General features: G+C 51.8%; 24 protein-coding genes and 2 pseudogenes. 9 read left to right on the top strand and 17 right to left on the bottom strand.

Annotated elements, in window-relative coordinates; translation table 11 throughout:
• Positions 1 to 27 precede the first annotated feature (27 nt).
• From KAJ71_RS11240 to proP, 4 genes are all read right to left on the bottom strand, one after another.
• On the bottom strand, positions 28 to 2,322 hold the full coding sequence (locus KAJ71_RS11240; protein WP_248945814.1) for a TcfC E-set like domain-containing protein: 2,295 nt from the start codon (positions 2,320 to 2,322) through the stop codon (positions 28 to 30).
• A 79-nt stretch (positions 2,323 to 2,401) separates the two neighbouring features.
• Positions 2,402 to 2,938 (bottom strand): CS1 type fimbrial major subunit, encoded by a 537-nt coding sequence (locus KAJ71_RS11235; protein WP_248945813.1) that lies wholly within the window; start codon positions 2,936 to 2,938, stop codon positions 2,402 to 2,404.
• Positions 2,939 to 3,607: 669 nt separating this feature from the next.
• Positions 3,608 to 3,859 carry a hypothetical protein gene (locus KAJ71_RS11230; protein ID WP_248945812.1) on the bottom strand — a complete coding sequence of 84 codons (252 nt, stop codon included), beginning with the start codon at positions 3,857 to 3,859 and terminating at the stop codon, positions 3,608 to 3,610.
• A 239-nt stretch (positions 3,860 to 4,098) separates the two neighbouring features.
• The gene (gene proP / locus KAJ71_RS11225) at positions 4,099 to 5,601 is read right to left on the bottom strand and encodes a glycine betaine/L-proline transporter ProP (RefSeq protein ID WP_248945811.1); all 1,503 of its coding nucleotides are present in this window, start codon (positions 5,599 to 5,601) and stop codon (positions 4,099 to 4,101) included.
• Positions 5,602 to 6,160: 559 nt separating this feature from the next.
• On the opposite strand from proP, the gene KAJ71_RS11220 reads away from it, so the two are divergent.
• From KAJ71_RS11220 to KAJ71_RS23445, 3 genes are all read left to right on the top strand, one after another.
• A complete protein-coding gene (locus tag KAJ71_RS11220) occupies positions 6,161 to 6,466 on the top strand; it encodes a hypothetical protein (protein ID WP_248945810.1) in 306 nt (101 codons plus the stop codon).
• 124 nt (positions 6,467 to 6,590) lie between these two features.
• Positions 6,591 to 7,094, top strand: coding sequence for a YlaC family protein (locus KAJ71_RS11215; RefSeq protein WP_248945809.1), 504 nt, complete (start codon positions 6,591 to 6,593; stop codon positions 7,092 to 7,094).
• A gap of 69 nt (positions 7,095 to 7,163) precedes the next feature.
• A complete protein-coding gene (locus tag KAJ71_RS23445; RefSeq protein ID WP_283106725.1) occupies positions 7,164 to 7,295 on the top strand; it encodes a hypothetical protein in 132 nt (43 codons plus the stop codon).
• 179 nt (positions 7,296 to 7,474) lie between these two features.
• Here KAJ71_RS23445 and KAJ71_RS11210 read toward each other — a convergent pair whose 3' ends face one another.
• The 4 genes from KAJ71_RS11210 to mdoC all read right to left on the bottom strand — a co-directional run bounded on the left by KAJ71_RS11210 (position 7,475) and on the right by mdoC (position 11,345).
• Entirely contained in the window at positions 7,475 to 7,654 is a 180-nt protein-coding gene (locus tag KAJ71_RS11210; protein WP_248945807.1) for a hypothetical protein, read from the bottom strand.
• Between the two features lie 59 nt (positions 7,655 to 7,713).
• A complete protein-coding gene (locus KAJ71_RS11205; RefSeq protein WP_248945860.1) occupies positions 7,714 to 9,435 on the bottom strand; it encodes a potassium/proton antiporter in 1,722 nt (573 codons plus the stop codon).
• Positions 9,436 to 9,713: 278 nt separating this feature from the next.
• Complete coding sequence (locus KAJ71_RS11200; protein WP_248945805.1) at positions 9,714 to 9,938, bottom strand: hypothetical protein; 225 nt, start codon at positions 9,936 to 9,938, stop codon at positions 9,714 to 9,716.
• 279 nt (positions 9,939 to 10,217) lie between these two features.
• On the bottom strand, positions 10,218 to 11,345 hold the full coding sequence (mdoC, locus tag KAJ71_RS11195) for a glucans biosynthesis protein MdoC (protein WP_248945803.1): 1,128 nt from the start codon (positions 11,343 to 11,345) through the stop codon (positions 10,218 to 10,220).
• A 253-nt stretch (positions 11,346 to 11,598) separates the two neighbouring features.
• Here mdoC and KAJ71_RS11190 point away from each other — a divergent pair, with 253 nt between their 5' ends.
• Positions 11,599 to 13,167, top strand: coding sequence for a glucan biosynthesis protein G (locus KAJ71_RS11190; protein WP_248945802.1), 1,569 nt, complete (start codon positions 11,599 to 11,601; stop codon positions 13,165 to 13,167).
• The gene (gene mdoH / locus KAJ71_RS11185; RefSeq protein ID WP_248945800.1) at positions 13,160 to 15,721 is read left to right on the top strand and encodes a glucans biosynthesis glucosyltransferase MdoH; all 2,562 of its coding nucleotides are present in this window, start codon (positions 13,160 to 13,162) and stop codon (positions 15,719 to 15,721) included. Before KAJ71_RS11190 ends, mdoH begins: the two co-directional genes overlap by 8 nt.
• 50 nt (positions 15,722 to 15,771) lie before the next feature.
• Here mdoH and KAJ71_RS11180 read toward each other — a convergent pair whose 3' ends face one another.
• Positions 15,772 to 16,320, bottom strand: coding sequence for a GNAT family N-acetyltransferase (locus KAJ71_RS11180; RefSeq protein WP_248945798.1), 549 nt, complete (start codon positions 16,318 to 16,320; stop codon positions 15,772 to 15,774).
• A gap of 78 nt (positions 16,321 to 16,398) precedes the next feature.
• Positions 16,399 to 16,851 (bottom strand): annotated as a pseudogene (locus tag KAJ71_RS11175) (AraC family ligand binding domain-containing protein); the annotation flags it as partial.
• A gap of 132 nt (positions 16,852 to 16,983) precedes the next feature.
• Here KAJ71_RS11175 and KAJ71_RS11170 point away from each other — a divergent pair.
• Entirely contained in the window at positions 16,984 to 17,382 is a 399-nt protein-coding gene (locus KAJ71_RS11170) for a VOC family protein (protein WP_248945796.1), read from the top strand.
• 48 nt (positions 17,383 to 17,430) lie between these two features.
• Here the strand turns inward: KAJ71_RS11170 and KAJ71_RS11165 are convergent, their stop codons facing one another.
• The 4 genes and pseudogenes from KAJ71_RS11165 to KAJ71_RS11150 all read right to left on the bottom strand — a co-directional run bounded on the left by KAJ71_RS11165 (position 17,431) and on the right by KAJ71_RS11150 (position 21,352).
• Positions 17,431 to 18,984 carry a peptide MFS transporter gene (locus KAJ71_RS11165; RefSeq protein ID WP_248945794.1) on the bottom strand — a complete coding sequence of 518 codons (1,554 nt, stop codon included), beginning with the start codon at positions 18,982 to 18,984 and terminating at the stop codon, positions 17,431 to 17,433.
• A 486-nt stretch (positions 18,985 to 19,470) separates the two neighbouring features.
• Positions 19,471 to 19,824: pseudogene (locus tag KAJ71_RS11160) on the bottom strand (MFS transporter); the annotation flags it as partial.
• 261 nt (positions 19,825 to 20,085) lie between these two features.
• Positions 20,086 to 20,370, bottom strand: coding sequence for a YciI family protein (locus tag KAJ71_RS11155; protein ID WP_248945793.1), 285 nt, complete (start codon positions 20,368 to 20,370; stop codon positions 20,086 to 20,088).
• A gap of 61 nt (positions 20,371 to 20,431) precedes the next feature.
• A complete protein-coding gene (locus tag KAJ71_RS11150; protein ID WP_248945791.1) occupies positions 20,432 to 21,352 on the bottom strand; it encodes a Kdo(2)-lipid IV(A) acyltransferase in 921 nt (306 codons plus the stop codon).
• Between the two features lie 327 nt (positions 21,353 to 21,679).
• On the opposite strand from KAJ71_RS11150, the gene KAJ71_RS11145 reads away from it, so the two are divergent.
• On the top strand, positions 21,680 to 21,841 hold the full coding sequence (locus KAJ71_RS11145; RefSeq protein WP_248945789.1) for a histidine kinase: 162 nt from the start codon (positions 21,680 to 21,682) through the stop codon (positions 21,839 to 21,841).
• A 19-nt stretch (positions 21,842 to 21,860) separates the two neighbouring features.
• On the opposite strand, the gene KAJ71_RS11140 is transcribed toward KAJ71_RS11145, so the two are convergent.
• Positions 21,861 to 22,958 carry an NADH:flavin oxidoreductase/NADH oxidase gene (locus KAJ71_RS11140; protein WP_248945788.1) on the bottom strand — a complete coding sequence of 366 codons (1,098 nt, stop codon included), beginning with the start codon at positions 22,956 to 22,958 and terminating at the stop codon, positions 21,861 to 21,863.
• Between the two features lie 207 nt (positions 22,959 to 23,165).
• Here KAJ71_RS11140 and trhO point away from each other — a divergent pair, with 207 nt between their 5' ends.
• Entirely contained in the window at positions 23,166 to 24,218 is a 1,053-nt protein-coding gene (gene trhO, locus KAJ71_RS11135; RefSeq protein WP_248945786.1) for an oxygen-dependent tRNA uridine(34) hydroxylase TrhO, read from the top strand.
• A 64-nt stretch (positions 24,219 to 24,282) separates the two neighbouring features.
• Here trhO and KAJ71_RS11130 read toward each other — a convergent pair whose 3' ends face one another.
• Both KAJ71_RS11130 and KAJ71_RS11125 read right to left on the bottom strand, forming a co-directional pair.
• Positions 24,283 to 24,861: a YceI family protein gene (locus tag KAJ71_RS11130; RefSeq protein ID WP_248945784.1), complete on the bottom strand. Its 579-nt coding sequence runs from the start codon at positions 24,859 to 24,861 to the stop codon at positions 24,283 to 24,285.
• A gap of 26 nt (positions 24,862 to 24,887) precedes the next feature.
• On the bottom strand, positions 24,888 to 25,442 hold the full coding sequence (locus tag KAJ71_RS11125) for a cytochrome b (protein ID WP_248945782.1): 555 nt from the start codon (positions 25,440 to 25,442) through the stop codon (positions 24,888 to 24,890).
• A gap of 428 nt (positions 25,443 to 25,870) precedes the next feature.
• Here KAJ71_RS11125 and KAJ71_RS11120 point away from each other — a divergent pair, with 428 nt between their 5' ends.
• Positions 25,871 to 26,929 carry an AI-2E family transporter gene (locus KAJ71_RS11120; protein ID WP_248945781.1) on the top strand — a complete coding sequence of 353 codons (1,059 nt, stop codon included), beginning with the start codon at positions 25,871 to 25,873 and terminating at the stop codon, positions 26,927 to 26,929.
• Positions 26,930 to 26,932 lie beyond the last annotated feature (3 nt).

The following is a 26,932-nucleotide window of genomic DNA, read 5'->3' as shown; positions in this document are numbered from 1 at the left end:
AAAGCTCCGGTAAGGCGATGTTCGGCACTACAGTGGCGAACAGGGGTAAACGTTGTTATGCGGCTTGCTCAGATCGCAACGAAAGCGACGGCGATTATTTTCGACGTCGATGGTTGGCAACAGCAGTTTGCTGGCAATGGAGAACAGGCCATTAGGGTAGGCAATATCGCCGGTTTCAAGAATGGTTCCGCTCACCGGTTCCCCTTGTGCGTCTTGCAGAAAACCATGGTAAAGCAGGTTGATATCAACGCTGGCCTTGGCGCTATAAACCTGGCCGGGATGGGCTCGGGTAATGTTGGCGGGGATTTCAACGTTCATATCCTGTGTGCTTCCCTGGCTATTGACTCGCGCAAAAGCAATATCCTGATAGCTGCTGATCGGTACCGCGTAAGTGCCACCACTGCCAACGGGAGAACCTTCAACGTCAAAGCCGTAGTCCATTCCTTGCAACGCTGGAGTCGAGATCAGCATTGCAGCACCACTGTTGCTGTAGCGGCCAAAAGCCATCCCGTGGGCGTTGGCAGCGACCATACCGCGGTAGTTCAAGTCGGCATTATTGCTGTTGTTGTGGTGCCCGAGATTGAGTGATACATCGCCACGGCTACCTTCGCGGGTGGCATACAGATTAACGTTGTTGGTATTGCTGATACGGCTGACCGTGGTACCCAACGTAGTGGTGCCATAGGTATCGGTATCGGCATGACGATAATCTCCGCTGAGCTGGGTTTGCCCTCCAGAACGGGCGGCAGAGAAACTGCCCTGTACGCGATCCAGCGTCCAGGTGGTGTTGAAGTAAACTCCGTAGTTCGCTGCGGATTGCTGGAACCCTCCTTTTTGCACGCCCAACGAGAAGGTCGACCATAACCCGTTGGGGCGATAGTTCCAGCGTGCTTCAAGTTGATGCGCTTCGCTGTTGGAGTAACGGCTGTAGTTGTAAGCCAACAGAGCACCGCCCAACCCACGGCTGTAAGAAAAAGCGCTGCTTGATGAGCCATAGCTATAATGTGAAACGTGATTATTTAGATAACGGCTGTAGGAAAGGTTACCCAGTTCATTACCGTTTAGAGCAAGGTTGAGATAACCCCCGGTGCCTTTTTCACCACTCATCACTCCCAGAGTTTGGGTGACCTGGATATCCCCAATTGTTTCAGGACGGCTGATATTCCCTTCAGCGGCCCATTTTCTCTGCGAGCCTCTGATAGCGGTGCCATTGAAGAAAAACCACCGAAGATCGCGGCTGAGCCCTGCTTCCAACAAATGCCCATCTGTACTCAGATCTCTGCCTGCCGTCAGGTGCCACGCGACATATCCCGGAAAACCATTGAAGTTGACGTTGCTAATAGGATGATTTTCACGGTTGATGATATTACCATTGCGATCGACCAGACGGATCTCAACCGAATAGTAACCGCCGGGTAAATCGTCGAGATTGATCGCATTGCGTCCCAATACCGCCGGGCGCTTGAGGATCATGCGCCCATTACGATAGAACTCATAGTTACCCTCATCGGTTGAGAACAACACCAGTTCCCCGTTGTCGTCATTGACACGCAGGTTCGACTGGCTGCCCAAGGTAACAAATTGATCAAAACTGGGGGCAAGCATGGTGCTCACGCTACCTGAGTTATAGTCGATGCTGTTCTGTCTGCCTGCTCGCAGATAGGTCGAGGCGAGGTTTTTCTGCAGATAGAACGTCGAAATACCCTGATTGTGACTACGGTTGTCGATCATTCGGGTGCGGCTGGCGTACCAGTGGAGATAGGCAAAACTCTGCTTTGGCATGCCCAGCCAGGCATTACCATTGATGTTCATGGCGCGATAATTATCGCTGGCCGCTCGGATATCCACGTTTTGGTTATGTACCAGGCTCCAGGATGTGGTTGGCCGGATATAATCACTTTCACTGCTGCGCAAGGTGATGGCGCGACGTGCTTTATCCACTGTCACGTGTTCGCCAGCAATCATCAGATCACAGCCGTTCTGGCACTGTTTATAGTCCAGTTGATCGAGTATTTTCTGTAATTTGGCTATGACCTCAGGCGTGACGGCGTTGCGGCGATATTTTTGGTGATCAAAACTCAATTTGTTCAACTGCGGTGAATAGCTAATAAAATCGGGTAAGGTGTTACCATCCATGGTGGCAACGTATTTTGCTGAGTCATCAATTTCAGATTCGCTAAAGCCTGCGGGAACACCGTAAACGAATTTAAGCTGATCGCTGGCCTGAGCCTGAATGGTGATCATAAACGTCAGGAAGGTTGACTGGCATAACACCAGGTAACTTCTTCCTTTTACAGAAAGTGTGTTTTCCTTGATGCTCATTAAGTATGCATTCCCTGCAGATTCAAGCTATGACCGGTTTTAATGGCCACTTTGGCAACGCAAAGTGGCCTGGCAGGGGTTATTCCCCTCCTGCTGCGCTAACGCTAGGCTCAAACAACATCACTAAATCGCCGCTGTAGTTGCCGTTGGTGCTCCTGCTGTCGACAGCAGTAGGCGCGTCCATCGCGATATTAAGATTGTAAACCTGGTCATATTCGGTGCCGGACTTTGTCGTTTGTTTGACTTCAAGCGCGGTGCCGGTGGCTAATTCCTTGGCGCCAGCGCTGGTATCAATGGTGACTTTGGCATTTGGCATTTCATAATTACCATTGCTCATTTTCAATGGCTGTGCCAACGTCACCTTAAATGACTCATTTTTACTCCAAATACGGATCGGTAGAGTTTTAGCAAATTTCTGCTGCTTATAATCCACCGGCTTGATTTCTTCAACGTCATACCAGCTGGAACCATCGGGTTTAGACACAAACAAAGAATCGTTAATTTGAGCCGTCAGGTGAATGGTTTTGGGTATCTGATTACTTGGTGCTGCGTTGGCAACGCCAGAACCGATAAACAGGCTCATACCTAACATCAGTGTTAATTTATTAAATTTCATTACATTTCTCCATGTGGGGATCCACTTATCCTTCGAGAGGATGTTGCATCATATATTCAAGCGAACAAGGCCTGATAAGAAAAAAACAAATACGAATAATTATTCTCTTCTATATCTGACTCATTGGATATTGCCATTTGCTTGATTTAACACGCGGCTACTTGTTTTTATCCGGTTTGGCCTACAACACTTGGCATTTTCCAGATGCTAAGTACTTTAAGCGAAAATGGTTTTCATTGGGACATAATTAATATAATTAACATTTAATAAAATCATATGCTAAAAATTACCTAAAAATCACGCAATTTCAGTATTATATGCTTTGGACAGGTCGTAACAAATGAACTGGCTAGGTATTAAGATAATCGGTATTATTTTAAATGCTCGAGTTTAAAGTGCGGTCATGCCGCATGTGACTAGGGATTGATTTGCGGTAAGCGATTGCTGGTTTCTGAATGTTAGGTAATAAACCTTGGTGGGTTTTTTTTAGTGAAATTTACGGGGCGTAAAGAAGGAGTAAGTGATATTTTATCTGAGTTGAAGGCAGGCGAGTTATCGAGCTTGTTAAGACCCAGGGGTAACCGATGCATCAGGATGAACTACTAGACCATGTATGGGAGAAAAAATGGCTATCCTGCATCCAATCACAGCCTGAACCATAAAATATGGCTACTTCTTATAAGCGAAACTATCGGACACCTTGCCGTCGATTAGATTCCCTAAAAGATAGAGTGCGGTGACTCCCATCGCCAGGGCGCTTGTAACGATTGTTGAATGGCCTAATTTTTGCGTTAACAGCAGTACCATGAACGGTATGATGAAATTGCCAAGGCCAAGAACAAACCTGGCTAAGGCAATAAAATAGACGTCGTTTGGCAATCCTTGGTACATGGCGACGGGATTGAAAAGCCGGGCGGGCAAGGGCACCCCTTGATTATTACTGTTGAAGTTAAGGGCGCGCAGAGCAATGAGGTATCCGAACCAGATAACTACGGCCTTCCTGAATAGTCATGGCAAGTTGGCATGTTCGTGGGGGGAAGCCAACAGAACGAGGCCGCTGACAAAATCTTGATCGGCTTCATGCTGTGCCCATTGAGAGAAATAAAAAGGCCAGAGTCGTTTGGCTAACGAGCTCTGGCCTGTTTGTTCAGAGTGGAGAATTAATCCAGTTTAGGATGCTGGTCGATCAGCGTTTGCTTTTTCTTCTCCAAATCGGCGATTTGCTGGCTGATATCTTCGACTTTCTGCTCGATATTATCGTAAGTTTCCTGCAGCAGCTCTTTGGCTTCTGAGCGGTCAGAGGCGGCAGGAGCAGCACCGCGCAGCGGCTTGTTGGCCGTTTCTTTCATATACAGGCCGGTAACCAGGCCAATCGCTGCCACCACCATCAGATAATAGGCTGGCATATACAGGTTGCCGGTGGTTTCAACCAGCCAGGCGGCCAGCGTTGGTGTGACACCCGCAATCAGTACCGAGATATTGAATGAAATCGCCAGCGCGCTGTAACGGATGTGAGTAGGGAACATCGCAGGCAGAATGGAGGCCATCACCCCGATAAAGGAGTTGAGCAACACGGCCAGTATCAACAGGCCAACAAAAATCAGGCCAATAACGTTACTGTTGATCAAGATAAAGCTAGGGATGGCCAGCAACAGCAGGCCGACGCTACCGCCAATGATGAAGGGTCTACGGCCAATGCGGTCGCTGGTCATGCCGACCAGTGGCTGGACGAACAACATACCTAGCATGATGGCAATGATAATCAGCACGCCGTGGTCTTCGGAATAGTGCAGGTTATGCGACAGGTAGCTTGGCATGTAGGTCAACAGCATGTAGTAGGTCACGTTGGTCGAGATCACGATACCTACGCATACCAGCAGGCTTCTCCAGTGCTTGGTGGCGATCTCTTTGAACGAAGTCTTCGGCGGGTTCTCAATTGCCGCACGATCGTTCTGTTCCATTTTGTCCATATGCTGCTGGAACGCTGGCGTTTCTTCCAGGGCGTGACGCAAATACAGGCCAATCACACCCAGCGGTGCTGCCAGGAAGAACGGAATACGCCAGCCCCAGTCGAGGAAGTTAGCCTCACCCACGATGCTGGAGATAAGTACCACCACACCAGCCCCTAATACGAAGCCGGCGATGGAGCCAAAGTCGAGCCAGCTGCCCATAAATCCGCGTTTACGGTCTGGTGAATACTCGGCCACAAAGATGGCTGCGCCAGAATACTCCCCACCGACGGAGAAGCCCTGTGCCAGTTTGGCCAGCAACAGCAGGATAGGGGCCCAGATGCCAATTGAGGCGTGGGACGGGATCAGGCCGATACAGAAGGTACTGATCGCCATAATAATGATGGTGATGGATAACACTTTCTGGCGGCCGAATTTATCGCCCATGGCACCGAAGAAGACGCCGCCCAAAGGACGTACCAGGAAAGGAACCGAGAAGGTGGCCAGAGCGGCAATCATCTGCACGCCGGGCGTGGCGCCAGGGAAGAACACCTGGCCAAGTGCGTAGGCGACAAAGCCGTAAACACCGAAGTCAAACCATTCCATGGCGTTGCCTAATGCGGCGGCGGTAATGGCTTTCTTTAACTTGCTGTCATCAATAATAGTGATGTCATTAATCTGTAGTGGTTTATGCTTTTTTTTTCTTAGCTTCATAAATCATCCCATGCAAAATTGATCGTAGGCGAGTTCGTCGGCCCGCTCATTTTTATTGGTCAAGATATCAGTCAGGCTAATGTCACCTCTGTTTTGAAGATTTTCCTTTTGGCTTTTTTCTGAGAGTCTCATCACAATAAATAGAGTTTTAAACAAAAAATGTCATCCTTAGGATTAGTTTTTCTTGTCATATAGCTTAGCGTTATCTGGGGTTTGAATCAAATTGAGTAAAAAATGTTATGTTTTTCAGTGGCTTTTGCTACAGGATTGTCTGAGGGATGGGGGCGAAATGCGCATTTGCCAACTGATAAGTGGCATGGCGGGCGTGTCTTTCAACGCTGCTTTGTGAGGCAGTACAAGCGCAAAGCAATAACGTGGCTAACAACGGGATCGAGCGGTAATGTTTCGATAGCATGTGATGCTCTTTGTTATAGGTATTGAAGGTTCCAGAGGATGTCCCGCTATTCTATCCCAGTAGCAACATATTGAAACCCATCATGATAGCGCAACCCTTGCTACACTTATTACAGGCAGCGTTGCCCGGTTAGTGGAGGTGGATATGTCTGATACCGAACTGCTTCAAGTTCTTTTGCAGCGTATAGAGGCATTGGAAGCCCGTGAACAGGCACTCACTGCGGCCTCCAATGCCTACCAGGCAATCATCACCACCCTATTGGGTAATATGGATAAAACAGCGTGCGACAAGGTGATCTCGATGATCGAACAGGCACATGAAATCGCCTATGTGCGCGCTGCGCATCGCGGTGACGAACCGCAGAAACGTAAAATCAAGCAGGCGGATGACGTGGCACAACGTATGTTTATGGTCGCGCAGGGGCAGGGAAGGGCATCACAATCACGCTGAGCCGAGCTATAACAGTTTGCCGCAATTAATACAGGAATTGATCTACCTCAATAAACTGTCATTGTGATAGCTTGGGCTAAGATTGGTGACAGTAACGATGCGCTGAGGCATTAAGGTTATGGCGATGGATACGATTAAGAACATCCTGGTTGCAGAGATAGAACAGATTAACCGGCGGGAAGGGCGTGATGGTAAGCCGCGTTTTAACAGCGAGTTTGCACGTACCCACCGTTGGTTATGTTTTGCCATGTTCGCTGGCTATTTTGCGGTGATCGCGGTGATGTACCCAGTGCCCTACATGGGGCTGTATTCATTCCTGGGTTTTACTGCCTTTGTTCTGTTTATGTTTGCCATGCTGCTGATTGAAATCAAACCGGTTTACCGCTTTGAGGATATCGGCGTGCTGGATCTGCGAGTCTGTTACAATGGGGAATGGTACTTTACACGCGCATTATCGCCGCAGGCCATCCAGGCTCTGTTGAACGAACCTACGGTGAATTCGGTGTTGAAAACCCGTATGCAGGAAATCATCGCCAACAAGGGAGAGATTGATTTCTATGACGTTTACGATCTGGCCTATGCCAAAAGGTTAGCTACCCCGTCAGCACCGCAGGCCGTGCTGAGCTGAATAGATTGCGCCGGTGTCGATGTTGGCTATAATATCTGTTGGGCATGAGACTATTCTTGGGAAATAGCGATGAGTGATGATGTTTTCGATTTTGACATTGATGCTGAATTAGCCAAAGCGGAAAAAAATGCTGCTCAGAAGGTCAGGGAAGTTCCTGAAATTCTTGAGGATGAAGAAGACTGTGAAGGTTGCAAGATCTGATAGAATTGCCAAAAAAACCGCTGCGGCGGTTTTTTTATGTCTGACAGCCAAACATTGCCTCAATCCAGCACAAAAGCCCAGATCAACAGCCCGGCCACGGTGACGAGGCACAGGGCAGAAACGGTCAGTAGAGCCTTTCCCAGTAAGTCTTTCTCTTGTTGTTTTTGCATCAGGTTGCATCATCCAAGTAGTATTCGATGGACCAAATCGGCGATACCCAAATCCAGTAAGGCAACGCTCAAAGCGATGACGGTCAAGGCTGAAAGGAATTTCGCTTTGTTATTCAAGATGTTATCCGCTTGTTGATGTGCCATAAAACGGCCGACCTCGACGCTGAGGTGGGCATTAATGACCGTCATTAAGAGTTTTGCTGGCCGGATTAGTTCCCGCAGCCGGGCTGTTAATGGCGAATAACGGATTAATCAGTAACGATTTTGACGCCTATTTTACTGATTTGATTAGCCTCCATCTCCGCGATAGTCCAGGTTAAACCATCCCATTCCACCTGATCCCCCACCACGGCTTCGCCCCCGATTAACCGGGTGACGAACTGGCCGAGCGTTTGTTGATCGTCCACGCCGTCTTGCAGATTCAGGCCATAGACCTGTGAGATATCACTCAGGCGCGCATCGGATTGTAGAATGAAGTCACCGAAGAATCGCTCATCCAGAGTAACCGTAGGCGCCTGGCTGAACAGTTTACCCAGCGCAGGCAGATCGTGCTCATGGCCAATAACGCACAGGGTATCGCCTGCAAGCAAGCGGGTACTACCGCTCGGATGTAAAAGTTCTTTGCCACGGAACAGGGCTGCAATGTGGGTTCCCTGCGGCATCTTAAGCTCACGCAGCGCCGCGCCAACGCACCAGTTCTCTGCGCTTAGCTGATAGACAAACTGCTCCCATTGGTTTTCCTGGTGGACATCCAGCCCCACGCGGGAAATCGGGGCCAAAGCCGGTGGTACCACCACCTTGGCCTTTTTGGCAGCAAAGGACAGCGACGTCCCCTGCAACAACAGTGAAACCAACACGACAAAGAATGCGACGTTAAAGAACAAATTGGCATTGGGTAGCCCGGCCATCATCGGGAACACCGCCAGGATCACCGGCACCGCGCCGCGTAACCCCACCCAGGAGATAAACATGCGTTCGCGCAGGTTGAAGTTGCGAAACGGCAGCAGGCCGATAAACACTGAAATCGGGCGTGCAAACAGGATCATCCACAGTGAGAGTAGCAGGGCAGGGATGGCGATAGGCAACAGGTCGTGCGGGTTAAGCAATAGCCCCAGCACCAGGAACATACCGATCTGGCTCAGCCAGGCCAAGCCGTCGAAGGTTTGCACAATGCCGTGGTAGTTACGGATTGGGCGGTTACCCAGCAACAGGCCACACAGATAGACCGCCAGAATGCCGCTGCCATCGAGAGCGGTAGTCAGGGCGAAGATCAAGATGCCGCCGCTCACCGCCAGCAGTGGATATAAACCTTCTGCCAGCTTGATGTGATTAATTAACGTCATCAGTAACCAGCCACCACCCAGGCCTATCACGATGCCCATGCCGAACTGTTGCAATAGGTGGACGATGAACATCCAGCTTAGCGAGGTTTCGCCTGCGGAAATCATGGCAATCAGGGTGATGGTTAAAAACATCGCCATCGGATCGTTGCTGCCGGATTCAATTTCCAGCGTAGCGCTGACACGTTCGTTCAGCCCTTTGCCCCCTAACAGCGAAAACACCGCGGCCGCATCGGTAGAGCCAATAATGGCACCGATCAACAACCCCTGGATCAGGTCGAGTTTAAACAGCCAGGCGGCGGCCATTCCCGTCAGACCCGCAGTGATCAGTACGCCGACGGTGGCCAGAGACAATGCTGGCCACAGTGCGACACGGAAAGAGCTGACGCGGGTACGCATACCGCCGTCGAGCAGGATCACGGCCAAAGCCAGGTTACTGACCAGATAGGCGGCGGGATAGTTATCGAAGGCAATGCCTCCGGGGCCGTCAACACCGGCCAGCATACCTATCGCCAGGAAGATCACCAGAATGGGAATACCCAGGCGTGAAGAGAAAGAACTGAGCAGAATACTTGCCCCCACCAACACGGCACCGATGATGAACAAGCTATTAATCGTGCTGGCATCCAAAATAATGTTCTCCTGCGAGTTGAGCTGAAAGGGTGGGGCACCAAAGCAATGGCACCGAGTCATAATAGCCTGTTTTTCCTGTACAACGCCAAGGCTGATTGCCAAAAAATGGGTGCCATTATGGCTACTTGCCGCAAAATTTAGTGAAAAGAGAGGTGAAATGCGGGTATTTCGGCTTTTATGCCTATTTATCAGCTGATTGAGGATGGGGGAAATAGGTTATTGAGGAAAAACCATTAGCCCCCCGGCAGGAGGCTTAATGGTTTGCAGACGGGAGGTTAGTGATCGAGTGATTGCAGGGCACGCTTGATTAATTCGGCTGCCAGTTTCCTTTCGGCCTCGGAGATCCCGTCCAGGTTGAGGCTGGAAAGCTCGGTTACCAATACGCTGCGATCTTTGCCGCTGATGGAAGAATCCAGTGCAGATAGCAGTCTGCCCAGGATTTTCAGTAGTGTGGCATTTTCTGCTACGGCTTCGGTTACCGCGGTCGGTTTATCGGTCATGAAAAATCCTCTCTGTCGTGGCGGAAGGGAATGTTACCGACGCACGCGATGGTGATGCGCCATCCCTAGGGTTAGTCAGCCCAATCGCTACCGTGAGGCAGGGATGTGGATTTTCTCTTATGCACTGTAGTTATAACAACTCACCGCAATATGCTCCAGCACAACTTTGCATCAACGGGGCACGAGAGGTTGAGCAATATGTGCGCTGACCACCGGCTCGCCAGGGGAGTGATCAATTATAGCCAAGCGGGCGTGGCATGCAGCGCCCGGACAGGGAGGTTAGGCTTTTCCGGAGAACAGGAAGCGTAACAGTGGGATGCGCTTGTGCAACTCATATAACATGAAGGCGCAGGCAAAGACGAATACCAGGCCCAGCAGGAAACCCAGAAGATTGTTATCGATCAGCGGAGTCATGAAGGCCCCGTATATCAGCGTCAGCGGGTGATGAACCAGATAGATAAACAGCGAAGCGTTGACCAGATAGGTAATGCGTGGCGAATGGTAGTCGAGTAACGCATGGCCAAATGAGAACACTACGTTGGCCATCAGGATCCCAAGCACGGTTTTGATCATCATTTCCAGTTCAAATCCAAAGCTGCTGTTCGCCAGCAGTTTCTGGTTGAGCATGTAGGCAACGAACAGCACAAGCGAGCCTAGTACGGCTGGCCATGAGGGCTTGAGGAACACCGCTTTCAGCCACGGGTACTTAAAGGCGTAGGCACCTACAATGAAGAACGGCAGGTAGAACAGGGTTTCCATCACCACGAAGTTGAACAGTCCGTTAGACAGTAAATACGGCGCGGTGATTAAAATAACGCGATGAAACACGCCGTATACAAAGGCATACAATAAAAACCACAATGAGATATTGCTGAGAGTGGTCATTTTATTTATCGGCCGTGGTGCCATCGGCGTTTTTATCGCATTAATTTTTTTAAACAGATAAAAACAGGCGCAGGTCAATAAGCATAAGGTTAATAAAAACCACAGATGGGAAACCAGCTCCCAAACCGCCACGTTTATTTTTTGATAGGGAGTAAAATCATCCCAGCCGATGAGTTTATCGGTAAAGTTCTTGAGTAAAAAAAACTGCGGCAGAGTAATCAATGGGATAGAACTCAGCAGCGGAATAGCAACCCGCTCCAGGCGTACCTTTAACCAGCGGTGGCTGTCATAACGTTCGTACAGCATGTAGGAGAAGTAGCCAGAGATGATGAAGAACACCTGCATGCGAAAGGCGTGAATAAAGTCGTTGAGCACCGTCAGCGAAAACGACGGGGTTGCGCTGTTCACCGCCCACGAGTGGCTGGAGTAAATCAGAGAAAGATGAAAAGGAATGCCCAGCAGCATCAAATAGGCCCGGATCGAATCCAAGAAAAACTCGCGCTGGTTAGTGCCGTTAGTCATAGGTTACCGCTGGTGGTTGCATCTGGGGGTGTGTAAACCCGCTTAATAAGTCGGCAATGGGGTGATCGTAAACTCAAACCCTACTATAGCGACCGACATTTTTCCATAGCGTCTTTGAGCACAGCTTGCTACGCTGCACAACTGCTTAAACTCTAAGCCGTAAACATCAACACACGTTTATCATGTTGTCGGCGAGCTGAATAATCCATTAATATGGATTTTGAATATTTTGAGCACACGAATAGGGGGGGATGTGCTAGTAAATCTATTATCAAAAAAACCACGCGCCACGAGCGTAAGTTGGTTAAGTGCTACCGTTTTGTGCACGTTGTTGAGTTCGCAGGCATGGGCTTTTTCTATCGACGATGTGGCCAAACAGGCGCAGGATCTGGCGGGAAAAGGCTTTGAAGCCCCGAAGAGCAACCTTCCTTCTCAGTTTCGCGATATGAAGTTCGCGGACTATCAGCAGATACAGTTCAACCACGACAAAGCCGTATGGAACAAGCTGAAAACCCCTTTCAAGCTTGAGTTCTACCATCAAGGGATGTACTTCGACACGCCGGTTATCATCAACGAGGTTACGGCGACCACAGTCAAAGAGATCAAATACAGCCCGGATTATTTCAACTTTGGCCCCGTCAAGCACGATCCCGATTCGGTGAAGAAACTCGGTTTCGCCGGGTTTAAAGTGCTCTATCCGATCAACAGTGCGGATAAGAACGACGAAATCCTGAGCATGCTGGGTGCCAGCTATTTCCGCGTGGTGGGTAAAGGGCAGGTTTATGGGCTTTCTGCTCGTGGGCTGGCTATCGATACCGCTTTGCCATCGGGCGAAGAGTTCCCGCGTTTCCGTGAGTTCTGGATCGAACGTCCTAAGCAGGGCGACAAGCATCTGGTGATTTATGCCTTGCTGGATTCCCCACGTGCTACTGGTGCCTACCGTTTCGTGGTTTACCCCGGCCGCGACACCACGGTAGATGTTGAGTCCAAAGTGTTCCTGCGTGACAAAGTGGGCAAGCTGGGTATGGCTCCATTGACCAGCATGTTCCTGTTTGGGCCGAGCAACCCTTCGCCAACGTTGAACTACCGCCCGGCGCTGCATGACTCCAACGGTCTGTCGATCCATGCCGGTAACGGCGAGTGGATCTGGCGTCCGCTGAACAATCCTAAGCACCTGTCGGTCAGCACTTACAGCATCGAAAACCCGAAAGGTTTTGGTCTGCTGCAGCGTGGCCGTGATTTCCGTGACTACCAGGATCTGGACGATCGTTACGATTTGCGTCCAAGCGCCTGGGTTGAGCCGCGCGGCGATTGGGGCAAGGGCAAGGTTGAGCTGGTAGAAATCCCAACCGCGGATGAAACCAACGATAACATCGTGGCATTCTGGACGCCGGACGTACTGCCAGATGCAAAAATGCCGCTGGCATTGAATTATCGTCTGTACTTCACCCGCGATGAGGAGAAGCTGCATTCGCAGGATATTGGCTACGTGGGTAAAACCATGCGTTCAACCGGCGATGTGAAGCAGTCAAACCTGATCCGCGAACCAGACGGCAGCGTGGCGTTCCTGGTTGACTTCGTTGGCCCGGCTCTGAAAGCGCTGGATGCCAAGACGCCGGTAGCTTCTCAGATCAGCATTGGTGACAACGGGGAAATGGTGGAAAACAGCGTCCGCTATAATCCGGTAACCAAAGGCTGGCGTTTGACGGTGCGTTTGAAAGTGAAAGACGACAAACAACCGGTAGAAATGCGTGCTGCGTTGGTCAACGGTGACAAGATCTTGTCGGAAACCTGGAGCTATCAGCTACCTGCCAATGAATAAGTCTACTGAAACTGCCCAGGAATATCTTGCGGCAATGCCCCTGACCGATGAGCGGTCAGGGGTGCTCAAACAACAAATGATGGCGGGTGATACCCCGGCACTGGAGGCTCTGCATCGTCAGATGGGAGCCTCTGATGTCAATGTGGCATCGCTGCCTGCCGATGACATTGCCCTGGCCTCGGTCAAGGCACGCATCAGCCAGGCTTGGCCAGATGCCGTCGATGACGACGATTTTGATTGTGACCCGGAAGGGCGCACCATCCTGAAAGCCACACCGCCGGTAAAACGCACCAGCATGTTCCCCGAGGCCTGGCGCACCAACCCGGTGGGTCGTTTCTGGGATTCTCTGCTGGGCCGTAAGACGCACAATCGCCATGCCAGTAAAGAAGAAGCTGCGGCGGAAAACCGCTGGCGTGTCGTTGGTTCAATGCGCCGTTACGTGCTGTTGATCCTGATGCTGGTGCAAACCGGCATCGCCACTTGGTACATGAAAACCATCCTGCCTTATCAGGGCTGGGCGCTGATCGATCCTATCGCCATGTTCGATCAGGATCTGATGCAGTCGATGTTGCAACTGTTACCTTATCTTTTGCAGACCGGCATTCTGATCCTGTTTGCCGTTCTGTTCTGCTGGGTCTCTGCCGGTTTCTGGACGGCGTTGATGGGATTCCTGCAGCTGTTGATCGGCAAAGATAAATACAGCATTTCTTCGACCATCAAAGGCGATGAGCCTATCGATCCGGCGCACCGTACCGCGTTGATCATGCCGATCTGTAACGAAGACGTCGAACGGGTATTTGCCGGGTTGCGGGCAACCTATGAGTCGGTGAAGGCGACCGGTCAGCTTGAGCATTTCGATATCTATGTGCTGAGCGACAGTTACGATCCCGATATTTGCGTCGCTGAACAGAAAGCCTGGATGGAGCTGTGCCGCGATGTTGAGGGGCACGGGCGTATATTCTACCGCCGTCGCCGCCGTCGTGTGAAACGCAAGAGCGGCAACATCGACGACTTCTGCCGTCGCTGGGGCGGTGAATACAGCTACATGGTGATCCTGGACGCGGACAGCGTGATGAGCGGCGAGTGCCTCACCGGCCTGGTACGCTTGATGGAAGCTAACCCGAATGCCGGTATCATCCAGTCTGCGCCAAAAGCCTCAGGTATGGATACGCTGTATGCCCGCGTGCAGCAGTTTGCCACGCGCCTCTATGGCCCGTTGTTCACCGCTGGTCTGCACTTCTGGCAGTTGGGTGAATCCCATTACTGGGGGCATAACGCCATCATCCGGGTGAAACCCTTTATCGAGCACTGTGCATTGGCCCCGTTGCCGGGTGAAGGCTCGTTTGCCGGTTCCATCCTCTCCCATGACTTTGTGGAAGCCGCATTGATGCGTCGTGCTGGCTGGGGCGTGTGGATCGCCTACGATCTGCCGGGTAGTTATGAAGAGTTACCGCCTAACCTGCTAGACGAGCTGAAACGCGACCGCCGCTGGTGTCATGGTAACCTGATGAACTTCCGCCTGTTCCTGGTGAAAGGCATGCACCCGGTACACCGCGCGGTGTTCCTGACCGGGGTGATGTCCTACCTGTCGGCACCGTTGTGGTTTATGTTCCTGGCGTTGTCCACCGCGTTGCAGATAGTGCATACCCTGGTGGAACCGCAATACTTCCTGCAACCGCGGCAGCTGTTCCCTGTGTGGCCACAGTGGAAGCCAGAGCTGGCTATTGCGCTGTTCTCCACCACCATGGTGCTGCTGTTCTTACCGAAGTTGTTGAGCATCGTGCTGGTCTGGGCGAAAGGCTCGAAGCAGTACGGCGGGCCGATCCGGCTGTTGATTTCCATGCTGATGGAAGTGCTGTTTTCAGTGCTGTTGGCGCCGGTGCGTATGCTGTTCCATACCGTGTTTGTGGTCAGCGCGTTCCTGGGCTGGGAAGTGGTGTGGAACTCACCGCAGCGTGATGATGATGACACCCCTTGGGGCGAAGCCTTCAAGCGTCACGGTTCGCAAATGCTGCTGGGGCTGGTTTGGGGCGGCGGCATGGCATTGCTGGATCTGAATTTCCTGTGGTGGCTGTCACCGATCGTCTTCTCGCTGATCCTGTCACCGTTTGTTTCGGCGCTGTCGAGCCGGGCAACGCTTGGCCTCAAGAGCAAGCGAGCCAAGCTGTTCCTGATCCCGGAAGAGTACGATCCGCCGCGTGAGCTGGTTGCTACGGACACTTATCTGCAACTTAATCGCCAGCGTGCCTTGCGCAACGGCTTTATGCATGCGGCGGTGGACCCATCCTACAACGCCTTGGCTGCCGCGCTGGCAACGGCTCGTCACCATCTGCGTACCATCATTGATCGGACGCGGGAAGAGCGAGTGAACGAGGCGCTGGAGGTCGGGCCAGAGAAGTTGGCGAAAGCCAAACGCCTTGAGCTGTTGAGCGATCCGGTGGCGTTGTCACGCCTGCATCAGCGTATTTGGCTGCTGCCGCAGGGCGAGGCTTGGCGCGAGCATTATCGGCAGTTACCGCGTAATGAACTGGCTCACCCTGTCGGCCAACGCTAACGATAAGCGTTGATAAAAAGGGGAATGCGCACTGCGTGTTCCTCCTTTTTTTAACCGTTGGTGGCGAAGACCACCAGGTGATAATTTTGATTGTTAGAGTGGAAAGTGGTCAACGTTGTCATCCCCAAGCCGTCGACATGGGCGGCCAGCGAGTGCGGGTTATCCTCATTAACAAACAGTGCGCCAACGTCAAAATCCTGCTGAGTTCGCGCTTTTACCGCTGCAAACAACTGGCGTAGCACGCCTTTTCCCCGCCATTCGGCACTCAGGCATACCGGGCCGTAGAGAAATACCCGCCGTTGATCCAACGCCTGGTTTTGAAACCGTTGCGTGGCCAATGTGTGCAGCATGGCATCCACTACCGGTGGCCGGGGCTGGGCATCGGTTGGCATCAGGCAGACAAACCCAGCCAACCGATCATCTTCGGTGGCGATCAGAATACCCAGGCTGCTATTGATACTTGCCAGCTGTTTTTCGTTCATCTGCGAGACGATAAAACCCTGATGTCGCTGCTGGGCGCTGAGGTTGTCTGGTGTATTTTGCGCCTGTAGAGCCAGAATTGCGGGATAATCACCGGGAACCGCTTGCCTGATGAGCATGATACCTGCCTGTGTTAAAGGGATAATGTAGCACAATGCAACGCGTAGCCAGAGGCTTCAAGGCGAGGGTGGGTAACCGCGTGGCTCGGGAAGGTGTAGGGGCAGGATCGGCAGCATACGCAACTCATCGAGGAGCAGTTCCATAATGCGTTCTTCGCGTCCGCCGGGCCGATAGCCGGGCTGAATACCCATCGTGCTGATAATCAGCTCACGCAATAAAGGAGAAATCTGCACGACCTGGCACTGAGCAGGCAAATCGGCACGGGCCAGGGGATCGACGAACAGCGTGCGTGCCGCCACGTTACCGCTAAAACGCAGGTTATGTTCCACTTTGGCCGGTAACCACACACCACGGCCAGGGGGAACCACCCAACTGCCTACGCGCGTATTTACCTGTACCACACCGCTGAGGCCATGGATCAGTTGAGCGCAGCTGTGGTAATGATCCGGTTCGCTATCGCCATCCTGATAGTCCTTTGAAAATGGCACGATAGACTGATTCTCTGGGAGAAAATCGACGTTAAACAGCATTATTCCTCCTCTGGATCCTGATGACGTGTTTTTTGCAGCATGCCATGTCTTGCAGCTACCGCAAAGCGCATTTCCTGTACGCCGTTTTGCCATGAAACGGCTTAGGCTAGCTGTTTGCCAACGGGAGGAAATATGGATCTTGCCAACGCGGTGTTACGGATCGCCCGCCCCACTGACCATTTGGTCGCGATTGCCAAAATGTATTGCCAGGGCCTGGGGTTTGAACAACTGGGTGAGTTTGAAGATCACCAAGGGTTCGATGGCATTATGCTTGGTCATCCGCATCATGCCTATCATCTGGAATTCACCCATCACCGTGGTGTGCTGGTTGGTCGTGCACCCACGCAAGACAACCTGTTGGTATTTTATCTGCCAGACATCGCATGTTGGCAGTGCAGGTGCGATCAGATGCTAGCCAGTGGCTTTGAGCGCGTGCAGGCATACAACCCTTATTGGGATGTGCATGGGCAAACGTTTGAAGATTTGGATGGTTATCGCGTGGTGCTGCAAGCACGTGACTGGCAGGCATAAAAAAAGCCAGCGCAGAACGCTGGCTTAAGGCTGATTACTCAGTGTCTATCAGGCGTGCGTGACCGGTTTGTCACCGCTTTTACCCTGGGTGTTTTCCAGCATGCGGCGGATCGGGACGATCAGCAGGATAAGCACGGCGGCACAGATCACCAGCGCAATAGAGCAGCGGGCGAACAGAGTTGGCAGCATGTCCAACTGATCCGCTTTCACGTGGCCACCGATCAAGCCGGCGGCAAGGTTGCCCAGCGCGCTGGCACAGAACCACAGGCCCATCATCTGGCCACGCATTCTATCCGGTGCCAACAGTGTCATGGTTGCCAGGCCAATCGGGCTCAGGCAAAGTTCACCCAGCGTCAGCATCAGGATACTGCCCACCAGCCACATCGGTGACACGCCAGCGCCGCCATTAGCCAACACTTGTTGTGCGGCCAGCATCATCAGGCCAAAGCCTGCGGCGGCAAACAGAATACCGATCACGAATTTGGTGATGCTGCTCAGGCGGATTTTGTTACGAGCCAGAGCCGGCCAGGCCCAACTGAAGATTGGCGCCAACAGGATAATGAACAGTGCGTTAATCGATTGGAACCATACCGCCGGGATCTCGAAGTCGCCGATCATGCGGTTGGTGTAGTCGTTAGCGAACAGGTTGAACGAGGTTGGTTTCTGTTCGAAGGCCGACCAGAAGAAGGCGGCAGAAATCAGCAGGATAAAACAGACCAGCAGACGCGCACGTTCTTTGCGGCTCAGGCCGGCAAAGAAGAACAGGTAGATAAAGTACAGCGTGACCGAGGCGGCGATGACGTAAACCAGCATACTGGCAACGGCGACCGGGTTAATCACGATAATGCCTTGAGAGATCATAATCACGATCGCGGCAACGCCCACGGCTAGCGCAATCAGCCAGGCACCCACGCCATTTTTCTTGGCAACCGGGCTATTCCAGGTTGAGTCCAGGCCCACTTCGCTGTCATAGCGCTTCATGGCCGGTACGGCGAACACCCGGAAAATTACCAAGGCCACCAACATCCCGATACCACCGATGCCGAAGCCCCAGTGCCAACCGTGTGAACGGATCAGCCAGCCGGAAATCAGCGGGGCAATAAAGGAGCCCATGTTGATGCCCATATAGAACAGCGAGAAGCCACCGTCACGGCGCGCATCGCCTTTTTTGTACAGGGTACCGACCATCACTGAAATACAGGTTTTGAACAGGCCAGAGCCGAGCACGATAAACATCAGGCCGACGAAGAACAGGTCGTTGCCCAAAAAAGCGGACAGGGCAATCGACAGGTGGCCCAGAGCGATCAGGATCGAACCATACCAAACGGCTTTTTGCTGGCCGAGCCAGTTATCGGCTAACCAGCCACCCGGCAGAGCCGCCAGGTACATACTGCCAGCAAAGATACCGACGATTGCCGAAGCGTTTTCGCGCGCTAGCCCCATCCCGCCGTCATAAACCGTAGCGGCCATAAACAGGATCAATAACGGGCGAATGCCATAAAACGAGAAGCGCTCCCACATTTCAGTGAAGAACAGCGAGCCGAGAGGATATGGATGGCCGAGGAACGTCCGGCTTTCTTTCTGATTAACAGAGGATTGCATAAAGTCTTCCCAATATAATGTGCTGCGCGATGGCAGCAGATACTGTGGTATGTCTGTGTCTGTAAGCGAGGAAATCCTGCTGATGCGGATTACCTGACAAAACCTCAGCCGCAGCGCCTATTAAGCTTGAAATACCCGCAGGCCATTTTATTCACTTGGTCAGAATTTTACTTCTGGCGTGATATTATTTAACCATTTGATAACTGAATGGTGGTTTTGTCTAGTACCTGTATCCCATTTTTTAGACGAAAAGTCGACAAACATCTACTTTATTGGTTTTTATGTTGGCTGTGGCATTATTTTCATTGACAGGTTGTTTATTGCTCTAAATATAATTTTTTCACCTAAAAACAATATGTTAATAATATTATTCTTAGGCGTTGGGGGCGCGTCGTCGCGGGGTGATAACAATAATAAAAGTAAGGGAAATGGGGCTTGGTCAATATTTATCAGAACAACTGGCGATAAATGGCGCTATTACTCTTGCGTCAGGATTGGAGCAATCGAGCCAGTGGCTATCTGGATGATCATGGTGGTGACAAACAGGCTGAGGATCAGTTTGGGGCTTTTGAGAGAGGTAAATACCTGGCGCGCATGCAGCATGTCTTTTTTCTGCACCGGGGTGAACTGTTCCCGCACGCAGAACAGCGTCAACAGGAAGCAGATAAACAGCACCGTGGCGGTAATAAAGAACACGGGGCGCAAGCCATACTGGTCAGCCAGCAAGCCGCCAATCAGGGCACCACTGATGCCGCCGGTCGAGAGAGTGCCCAGCGCCCAACCGCTGCGATGGCGTGGCACCTGGGTAGCAATCAGCGCATTGGCGTTGGGAATAAAGCCGCACCGGTAAGAAAGCAGCCAAGCCAAGTGATGAACAGGTTACGTTGCCAATTGATAGGTTCTGCTACCGGGGCCATAGGTTTCCGTGCGGGGAAGAGGTGCCTTGCGCTCGCGCAAGGTAAAAAGTTAGCTTGGTAAGTATGCGCTTAATAACGCAGGTTATCAATTGAGCAGTTGTGTGATTTTGCGTGAAATGAAATAAAGTTTTAAAAATTGGAATGGCAATTATTCCCGCGCCGGATAACGCGGGAGCGGGGTATTTCAGACACCGACCAAGGCTTCGAATCCGGCACCGGTGGTGGTGAGAGCGACATCGGTCACCTCATAATTGGCCACGGCGACGAAGGGATCCTCTGCCAGGATGGCATCCAGCTTGGTGCGCTCCATGTCTTTTACCAGGATCACACCGCCAGTACGTGGGTTCTTACGGCCAGAGGCAATAAAACTGCCGGCTTGAAAATAGTGTTTCAGCCACGCGATATGCCCTTCGAGATGGCTTTCAACTTCTTCAATCGGGCGGTGATAGGTCAGGCTGACGATATACATAGAAGCTCCTGTAGCTGGATAAAGTGATCATATCATGTGGGACATCGCTGGCCCGTAGTGATTAATAGAGCGAAGGTTCACCTTCCGGGCGGGTCTTGAAGCGGCGGTGCAGCCACATATATTGATCCGGTGCCATCAGGATCTCTTTTTCTACCACCTTGTTCATAAAGGCTGCGGCCTCGACTTCGTTATCCAGAGGGAAGTTTTCCACCGCAGGCTGCATGATGAGTTCGTACCCTTTGCCTTCTGGCAGGCGGCGCGGCGTAAAGGGAATGATCGCCGCTTTCCCCATGCGTACCAGCACATAGCTGCCGGTGGTGGTCGCCGCTTTTTCCACCGCAAACAGCGGGGCAAACACGCTGCTGCGCGGGCCGTAATCATGATCCGGTGCGTACCAGATGATCTCACCCTGTTTCAAGGCGCGGATCATTCCCTTGACGTCTTTACGATCCAGCATGGATTTGTTCGAGCGCATACGGCCCCAGGTCTGTAGCCAGTCCATCAGCTTGTTATCGTGTGGACGATAGACGCCGATACCCGGATTGTGGATACCAAAGATACGAGCACCCAATTCCAGCGTAAGGAAGTGCAGGCCAATCAACAGCACCCCTTGATGATTGTCCCGTGCCTTTTGAATGTGCTCTAGGCCACTGACGGTGAACCAGCGCTCAATGCGCCAATTAGGCCAGAACCAGGCCATGCCGGTTTCAAACAGCCCCATCCCGACGGATTCGAAGTTCTTGGCAATCAACGCATCACGTTCGGCTTTTGGCATATCTGGAAAGCAAAGTTCCAGGTTACGTTCAGTTATTGCTAGCCGGCGTTTGAGGAAACGCATTGAAAATCGACCTAACCCAGTCCCCAAGCGATAAATAATCGGGTACGGCAGCAGAACTAACAGGTAAAGTAAGCCGATGCCAAACCAGGTGAGCCAGTAGCGCGGATGCAGTAAAGATCGATTGAAAGAAGGAACTTGCGTCATGGGTTCTCAGCTTAGAAGCAGTCATTTAACAGTAATAACAGATCAAATGCATAGACACGGCGAATTGCCATATGTCGTGTTACGGGGCGTTGTCAGCATTTTTTGCTGACAACAGCTTGCTCGAACGACTCGGTCTATGCGATGGTTTTCTGCCGTTTATAATAGCGTATTGTGACATTTTTCTTTTGTAACGGGAAAACTCACCGCATTAAAACACCATTTTTGGGCCAAAATAAGGTGCGGCTGCTGGTTTTTTCGCCAGGCGCAGTAAGAATGGACCTATTAATTAGACCGAATTTTATTCGCTTATTGATTCAGGAGGTAACTATGTTGGCGTCATGGTTAAGTGCCGGACTGCTGGTGATCGGTGGGGTGCTTGGTTGCCTGGGGGCGTATTTGCAGTACAACCCTTTGCTGGCCGTAGCGGGAACCGGGTTGCTGGCGGGGGCAGTTATTTCTGGGGCTACGGAATGGTCAAGCGGGCGCTAAACACCCGCTTGAGGTTCTGTTAATGGTCTTTGAACAACCCTTTTACCCTGTGGGGTTCTGAGCGCCAATACTGTGGCGGAGCCTGCACTTGGGCACCCAGTTTTGCAGCCGCATGCCATGGCCAACGGGGGTTATAGAGAATACCGCGCGCTAGCGCGACCATATCGGCCTGACCGGTGGCAACGATCGCTTCTGCCTGTTCCGGCTCGGTGATTAATCCTACGGCGATGGTTGGCATCCCCACTTTATGTTTGATGGTTTCGGCAAATGGCACCTGGTAGTTCGGCCCCACCGGGATTTTTTGCTGCGGTGACAGGCCGCCGCTGGAAATATGAATATAATCGCAGCCCAATTCTTTTAAAGCACTGGTCAGCTCAACGGACTGCTGCTCATCCCAGCCCCCATCAACCCAGTCGCTGGCGGAGATCCGCACGCCAAGCGCTTTGTTGGCCGGGAACACTGCCCGTACCTCGCTGAAAATCTCCAGCAACAATCGCATACGATTTTGCAGGCATCCGCCGTAGTGATCGGTGCGTTGATTGGCCAGTGGCGAAAGGAACTGGTGTAACAGGTAACCATGCGCCCCGTGTAGTTCGATCAGCTCGAAGCCGAGACGGTCGGCGCGCCGTGCTGCTGCGACAAACTGTGCCTTCAACTGCTCAATTTGCTCCAGGCTCATGGCCTGTGGAGCTTCATCCAAAGGATTAAAGGGCTGGGTAGAGGCAGATAGCGTTTGCCAGCCGCCCTCGCTCTTGGCCAGTTGTGCACCGCCTTGCCAGGGAAGGGCGCAAGAAGCTTTGCGGCCAGCATGCCCCAGTTGGATCCCCAAAGGTATAGTGGCGTGTTTTTTTACTGCCTGAACCACGTCGCCAAGAGCCTGTTCGGTGGCGTCGTCCCACAGGCCTAGATCTCCCAGGGAAATACGCCCTTCCGGTGAAACCGCAGTGGCTTCCACAATCAGCAAACCCGCCCCGGAAAGGGCCAGATGGCCAAGGTGCATCGTATGCCATTCGGTGGCTTTGCCGTTGTCGGCAGAGTACTGGCACATGGGGGCGATGATAATACGGTTAGGCAACCGCAGTAGCCCCAGGGTGATCGGAGTAAACAGCTGGCTCATAATTTCCTCATGGTCCGTCAAAATGGGTGGGTTGACTTGCACTAGGCTTATCGGTATTTGCGAATAACGTCAAGCTTTGTGCGGAAATCATTGCTGCTGGGTTAATGCTGTGTTGCAGTCTATTTTCGGGTATTATGTGCGCCGCGCACGGGCTAACGGCCCGTGGGCACTCAATCAGTCACCTCCCGAAAGACAGGAAAGTACACCATGCCAGTGTTACATAACCGAATTTCTAATGAGGAACTGAAGGCGCGTATGCTGGCCGAAACCGAGCCACGCACCACAGTTTCTTTTTATAAATATTTCACCATCGACGATCCCAAGGCATTTCGCGATAGCCTGTATATTCAGTTCGATAAACTGAAGGTGTTTGGCCGTATCTACGTGGCCAAAGAGGGGATCAACGCGCAGATCAGCGTGCCACAGAGTCACTTTGACGCGTTCAAAACCGTGCTTTTTGCTTCGCACCCGGCTCTGGATCAGGTACGCCTGAATATTGCGCTGGAAGACGATGGCAAATCCTTCTGGGTACTGCGCCTGAAAGTGCGTGAACGTATTGTGGCCGACGGGATTGAAGATGAGACTTTCAACCCTGCTAACGTGGGCGAGTACTTGCAGGCCGATCGCGTTAACCAGATGATCGACGATCCGAATACGGTGTTCGTTGATATGCGCAACCATTATGAGTACGAGGTCGGGCACTTTGAGAAGGCGATAGAAGTGCCTTCTGACACGTTCCGCGATCAGCTACCTATGGCGGTAGAGATGTTACAGGAGCAGAAAGACAAGAATATCGTCATGTACTGTACCGGTGGGATCCGTTGTGAGAAAGCCAGCGCCTATATGCTGCACAATGGCTTCAAAAACGTCTATCACGTGGAAGGTGGTATTATCGAATATGCCCGCCAGGCGAAGGCACAAGGGTTGCCATTGAAGTTCATCGGCAAGAACTTTGTGTTTGACGAGCGCATGGGAGAACGTATCTCAGAAGACGTGATCGCCAACTGCCATCAGTGCGGTGCGCCTTGTGATACTCATACCAACTGCCTGAACGACGGTTGCCATTTGCTGTTTATCCAGTGCCCAAGCTGTGCCGAGAAGTTTGCCAGCTGTTGCAGCGAGACTTGCCGTGAAGAGCTGAAGTTACCGCGAGAGGAGCAGCGAGCCCGCCGGGCTGGCCGCGAGAATGGCGTAAAAATCTTTAATAAGTCGAAAGGGCTGTTGCAAACCACCATGCATATCCCTGAACCGAAAGAATAGGGTGATGCACGCAGGATAGAGATGGGGCGCTGAAGTTCAGCGCCCTTGTTGTATAAAGAATGTATTACTTCTCGCGAACGCCTTCGACCGAGATGATCAGCTCAACTTCCTGTGAAGCCGGGCCGAGATCGGTGGTGATGCCAAAGTCTTTCAGCTTGATTTTACCGTTGGCTTCGAAACCGGCGCGGTAACCGCCCCAAGGATCTTTACCTTCGCCGACCAGTTTGGCTGCCAGCGTAACCGGCTTGGTAACGCCGTTCAACGTCAGGTTGCCGATTACCGCATAACCTTCACCATCTTTCTTCACTTCGGTAGAGGTAAAGGTAGCCTGTTTGTTCTTTTCGACGTTCAAGAACTCGGCGCTGCGCAGGTGTTTATCACGCTCGGCATGGTTGGTGTCTACGCTGGCGGTGTTGATGGTTACGTTGACTTTATCGTTAGCCGGGTCTTTTTCATCGAAGGTAAAGCCACCGTCAAAATCTTTGAAAGAGCCATAAATCCAGCTGTAACCCAGGTGCTGGATGCGGAATTCGATAAAGGCGTGCTGGCCTTGTTTGTCGATTTTGTAATTGGCAGCCAGTGCGGAACCGGCGTTTAACAGCAGGGCGCCTGCGGCCAGGCCTAATACGGTTTTCTTCAACATAGCAATAACTCCATAAATCCAAAGGGTTAATCGGTGCTGCGGCCCAGCATCCGTTTTAAAGTAACATCACCATCAATAAAGTGATGTTTAAGCGCAGCCAGGGCGTGCAGTACCGAAAGCACGACGACGGCCCAAGCCAGATAAAGATGGATAGTCCCGGCGGTATCGGCTTGCTGTGGCAAACCGGTCACGGTGGCCGGTACGTCAAACCAGCCAAACACGCTGATTGCCTGACCATCGGCGGTAGAAATCAGGTAGCCGCTGATCAGGATGGCGAACAGCAGGGTGTAAAGTGCGATATGGGCAAGCACGGCACTGATATGCGTAAGACGGCTGTAACTGGCCAGAGGCTTGGGCGGCGGCGAGATAAAACGCCAAACCACTCGCACCACCATTACGATAAACAGCAACGTACCAATACTTTTGTGGATCTCCGGTGCCTGGTGATACCAAACGTCATAATAACCCAGTGTCACCATCCATAAGCCGAGGGCGAACATGCCGTACACGACCAACGCCACTAACCAGTGGATCAGTACAGAAATGTGACCAAAGCGGTCAGCGGTATTTTTCCAGAGCATCCGTTTTCCTTACAAAACTCATTTACTAGTAGCAATATTTAAACTTTAAGAAACATAAAGCAATAATAAATTTAACTATGTTACTGCATAAAAATATTAATCAGTAGATTTGTTTGAGTTGTGGCAAGTTGGTCAAAGGAATCGTTGGAGAGGGTGTTTTTTTGGCGGTATTGGGGAGAAGCTGGCCAATTGAAATTTATCGGCTTTATTCCTTATTGTCAGTTTTTGTCATTTTTAGTAAATAACCAGAAGATCCCTGGAAAATAACTGAATAACGACTACGGGTGATTATTTGTGCGCCTTGTTAACCAGGATTAATTTAATTCCTTCAGCAACTTGAGGGTAATATGCCTGCGACAGCGAGAAATAATTTGCTAACATGTATTTATCAATGGCTCTGGCGGGCCTGTATCATACAAGGAAATTTCATGGGCATACCCGAGTTCAATGACCGCAAGCTACGTTTGATCATGATGCTGGCCATGCTGGTGGTGATCCTGGCAGGCATAAAGGCGGCAGCAGATATCGTGGTGCCGTTCCTGCTGGCGGTGTTCTTAGCCATCGTGTTAAACCCGCTGGTACTGCTACTGGAACGTTTTCGCGTGCCCAGAGGGCTGGGCGTGATGCTGTTGGTGATCGCCATTGTCGTGCTGTTACTGACCCTTGTTGGCATGCTGGGTTCTTCATTAAATGAGTTTGCTCGCTCATTACCACAGTATCGGGGCATGATGCTGGAGAAGCTGAGCGAACTGCAATACCAGGCGCAACGCTTCAATCTGGATATTACCTTCTCGGCAGATGCGGTGGTCAAATACGTCGATCCTGGTGCCACCATGAACCTGGTGACCCGCCTGCTGGGACACCTTTCCGGGGCGATGACCAGCATCTTCCTGTTGTTAATGACGGTGGTCTTTATGCTGTTTGAGGTGAAGGTATTGCCCTTCAAGCTGCAGCAGGCGTTGGAAAATCCTACCGAAGGGATGGCCACTATCCGCCGAGCCTTGCAAGGGGTCACGCACTATTTGGTGATCAAGACCGCCATCAGCCTGGCAACTGGCCTGATCGTCTGGGGTTTCCTGAGCTGGGTTGGCGTTCGCTTTGCCTTTATCTGGGGCATGATGGCGTTCATGTTCAACTATGTACCCAATATTGGCTCGATCATTGCCGCTATTCCGCCGCTGATCCAGGCTTTGCTGTTTAACGGCTTTGCCGATGCGGCCGTGGTGGCTGCGGGCTATATTCTGATCAACCTGATCATCGGTAATATTCTGGAACCGCGGATCATGGGCCGTGGGCTGGGGCTTTCTACGCTGGTGGTGTTCCTTTCCCTGATCTTCTGGGGCTGGCTGATGGGGCCCGTGGGGATGTTGCTTTCGGTCCCCTTGACCATTATTGCGCGCATCACGTTGGAAACTATGGATGGAGGTCGCAAGGTGGCCATGATCCTCGGTGATGGGCGTCAGATAGAGGAAATGACGCCGAAGTGAGGC

Origin of the sequence: Serratia silvae, from assembly GCF_023282985.1 — a bacterium.
GTDB lineage: Bacteria > Pseudomonadota > Gammaproteobacteria > Enterobacterales > Enterobacteriaceae > Chania > Chania silvae.
Note: the sequence above shows the minus strand (reverse complement) of the source record. Positions and strands in the feature narration are given on the sequence as shown.

Coding starts and splice junctions, on each gene's coding strand:
- KAJ71_RS11125 (WP_248945782.1), bottom strand. CDS start 25,442: ATGCTCTGGAAAAATACCGCTGACCGCTTTGGTCACATTTCTGTACTG.
- KAJ71_RS11130 (WP_248945784.1), bottom strand. CDS start 24,861: ATGTTGAAGAAAACCGTATTAGGCCTGGCCGCAGGCGCCCTGCTGTTA.
- KAJ71_RS23445 (WP_283106725.1), top strand. CDS start 7,164: ATGAGTGATGATGTTTTCGATTTTGACATTGATGCTGAATTAGCCAAA.
- trhO (WP_248945786.1), top strand. CDS start 23,166: ATGCCAGTGTTACATAACCGAATTTCTAATGAGGAACTGAAGGCGCGT.
- KAJ71_RS11180 (WP_248945798.1), bottom strand. CDS start 16,320: ATGCTCATCAGGCAAGCGGTTCCCGGTGATTATCCCGCAATTCTGGCT.
- KAJ71_RS11150 (WP_248945791.1), bottom strand. CDS start 21,352: ATGACGCAAGTTCCTTCTTTCAATCGATCTTTACTGCATCCGCGCTAC.
- KAJ71_RS11140 (WP_248945788.1), bottom strand. CDS start 22,958: ATGAGCCAGCTGTTTACTCCGATCACCCTGGGGCTACTGCGGTTGCCT.
- KAJ71_RS11200 (WP_248945805.1), bottom strand. CDS start 9,938: ATGACCGATAAACCGACCGCGGTAACCGAAGCCGTAGCAGAAAATGCC.
- KAJ71_RS11145 (WP_248945789.1), top strand. CDS start 21,680: ATGTTGGCGTCATGGTTAAGTGCCGGACTGCTGGTGATCGGTGGGGTG.
- KAJ71_RS11240 (WP_248945814.1), bottom strand. CDS start 2,322: ATGAGCATCAAGGAAAACACACTTTCTGTAAAAGGAAGAAGTTACCTG.
- KAJ71_RS11210 (WP_248945807.1), bottom strand. CDS start 7,654: ATGACGGTCATTAATGCCCACCTCAGCGTCGAGGTCGGCCGTTTTATG.
- KAJ71_RS11215 (WP_248945809.1), top strand. CDS start 6,591: ATGGATACGATTAAGAACATCCTGGTTGCAGAGATAGAACAGATTAAC.
- KAJ71_RS11120 (WP_248945781.1), top strand. CDS start 25,871: ATGGGCATACCCGAGTTCAATGACCGCAAGCTACGTTTGATCATGATG.
- KAJ71_RS11235 (WP_248945813.1), bottom strand. CDS start 2,938: ATGAAATTTAATAAATTAACACTGATGTTAGGTATGAGCCTGTTTATC.
- KAJ71_RS11155 (WP_248945793.1), bottom strand. CDS start 20,370: ATGTATATCGTCAGCCTGACCTATCACCGCCCGATTGAAGAAGTTGAA.
- proP (WP_248945811.1), bottom strand. CDS start 5,601: ATGAAGCTAAGAAAAAAAAAGCATAAACCACTACAGATTAATGACATC.
- KAJ71_RS11220 (WP_248945810.1), top strand. CDS start 6,161: ATGTCTGATACCGAACTGCTTCAAGTTCTTTTGCAGCGTATAGAGGCA.
- KAJ71_RS11165 (WP_248945794.1), bottom strand. CDS start 18,984: ATGCAATCCTCTGTTAATCAGAAAGAAAGCCGGACGTTCCTCGGCCAT.
- KAJ71_RS11170 (WP_248945796.1), top strand. CDS start 16,984: ATGGATCTTGCCAACGCGGTGTTACGGATCGCCCGCCCCACTGACCAT.
- mdoC (WP_248945803.1), bottom strand. CDS start 11,345: ATGACTAACGGCACTAACCAGCGCGAGTTTTTCTTGGATTCGATCCGG.
- mdoH (WP_248945800.1), top strand. CDS start 13,160: ATGAATAAGTCTACTGAAACTGCCCAGGAATATCTTGCGGCAATGCCC.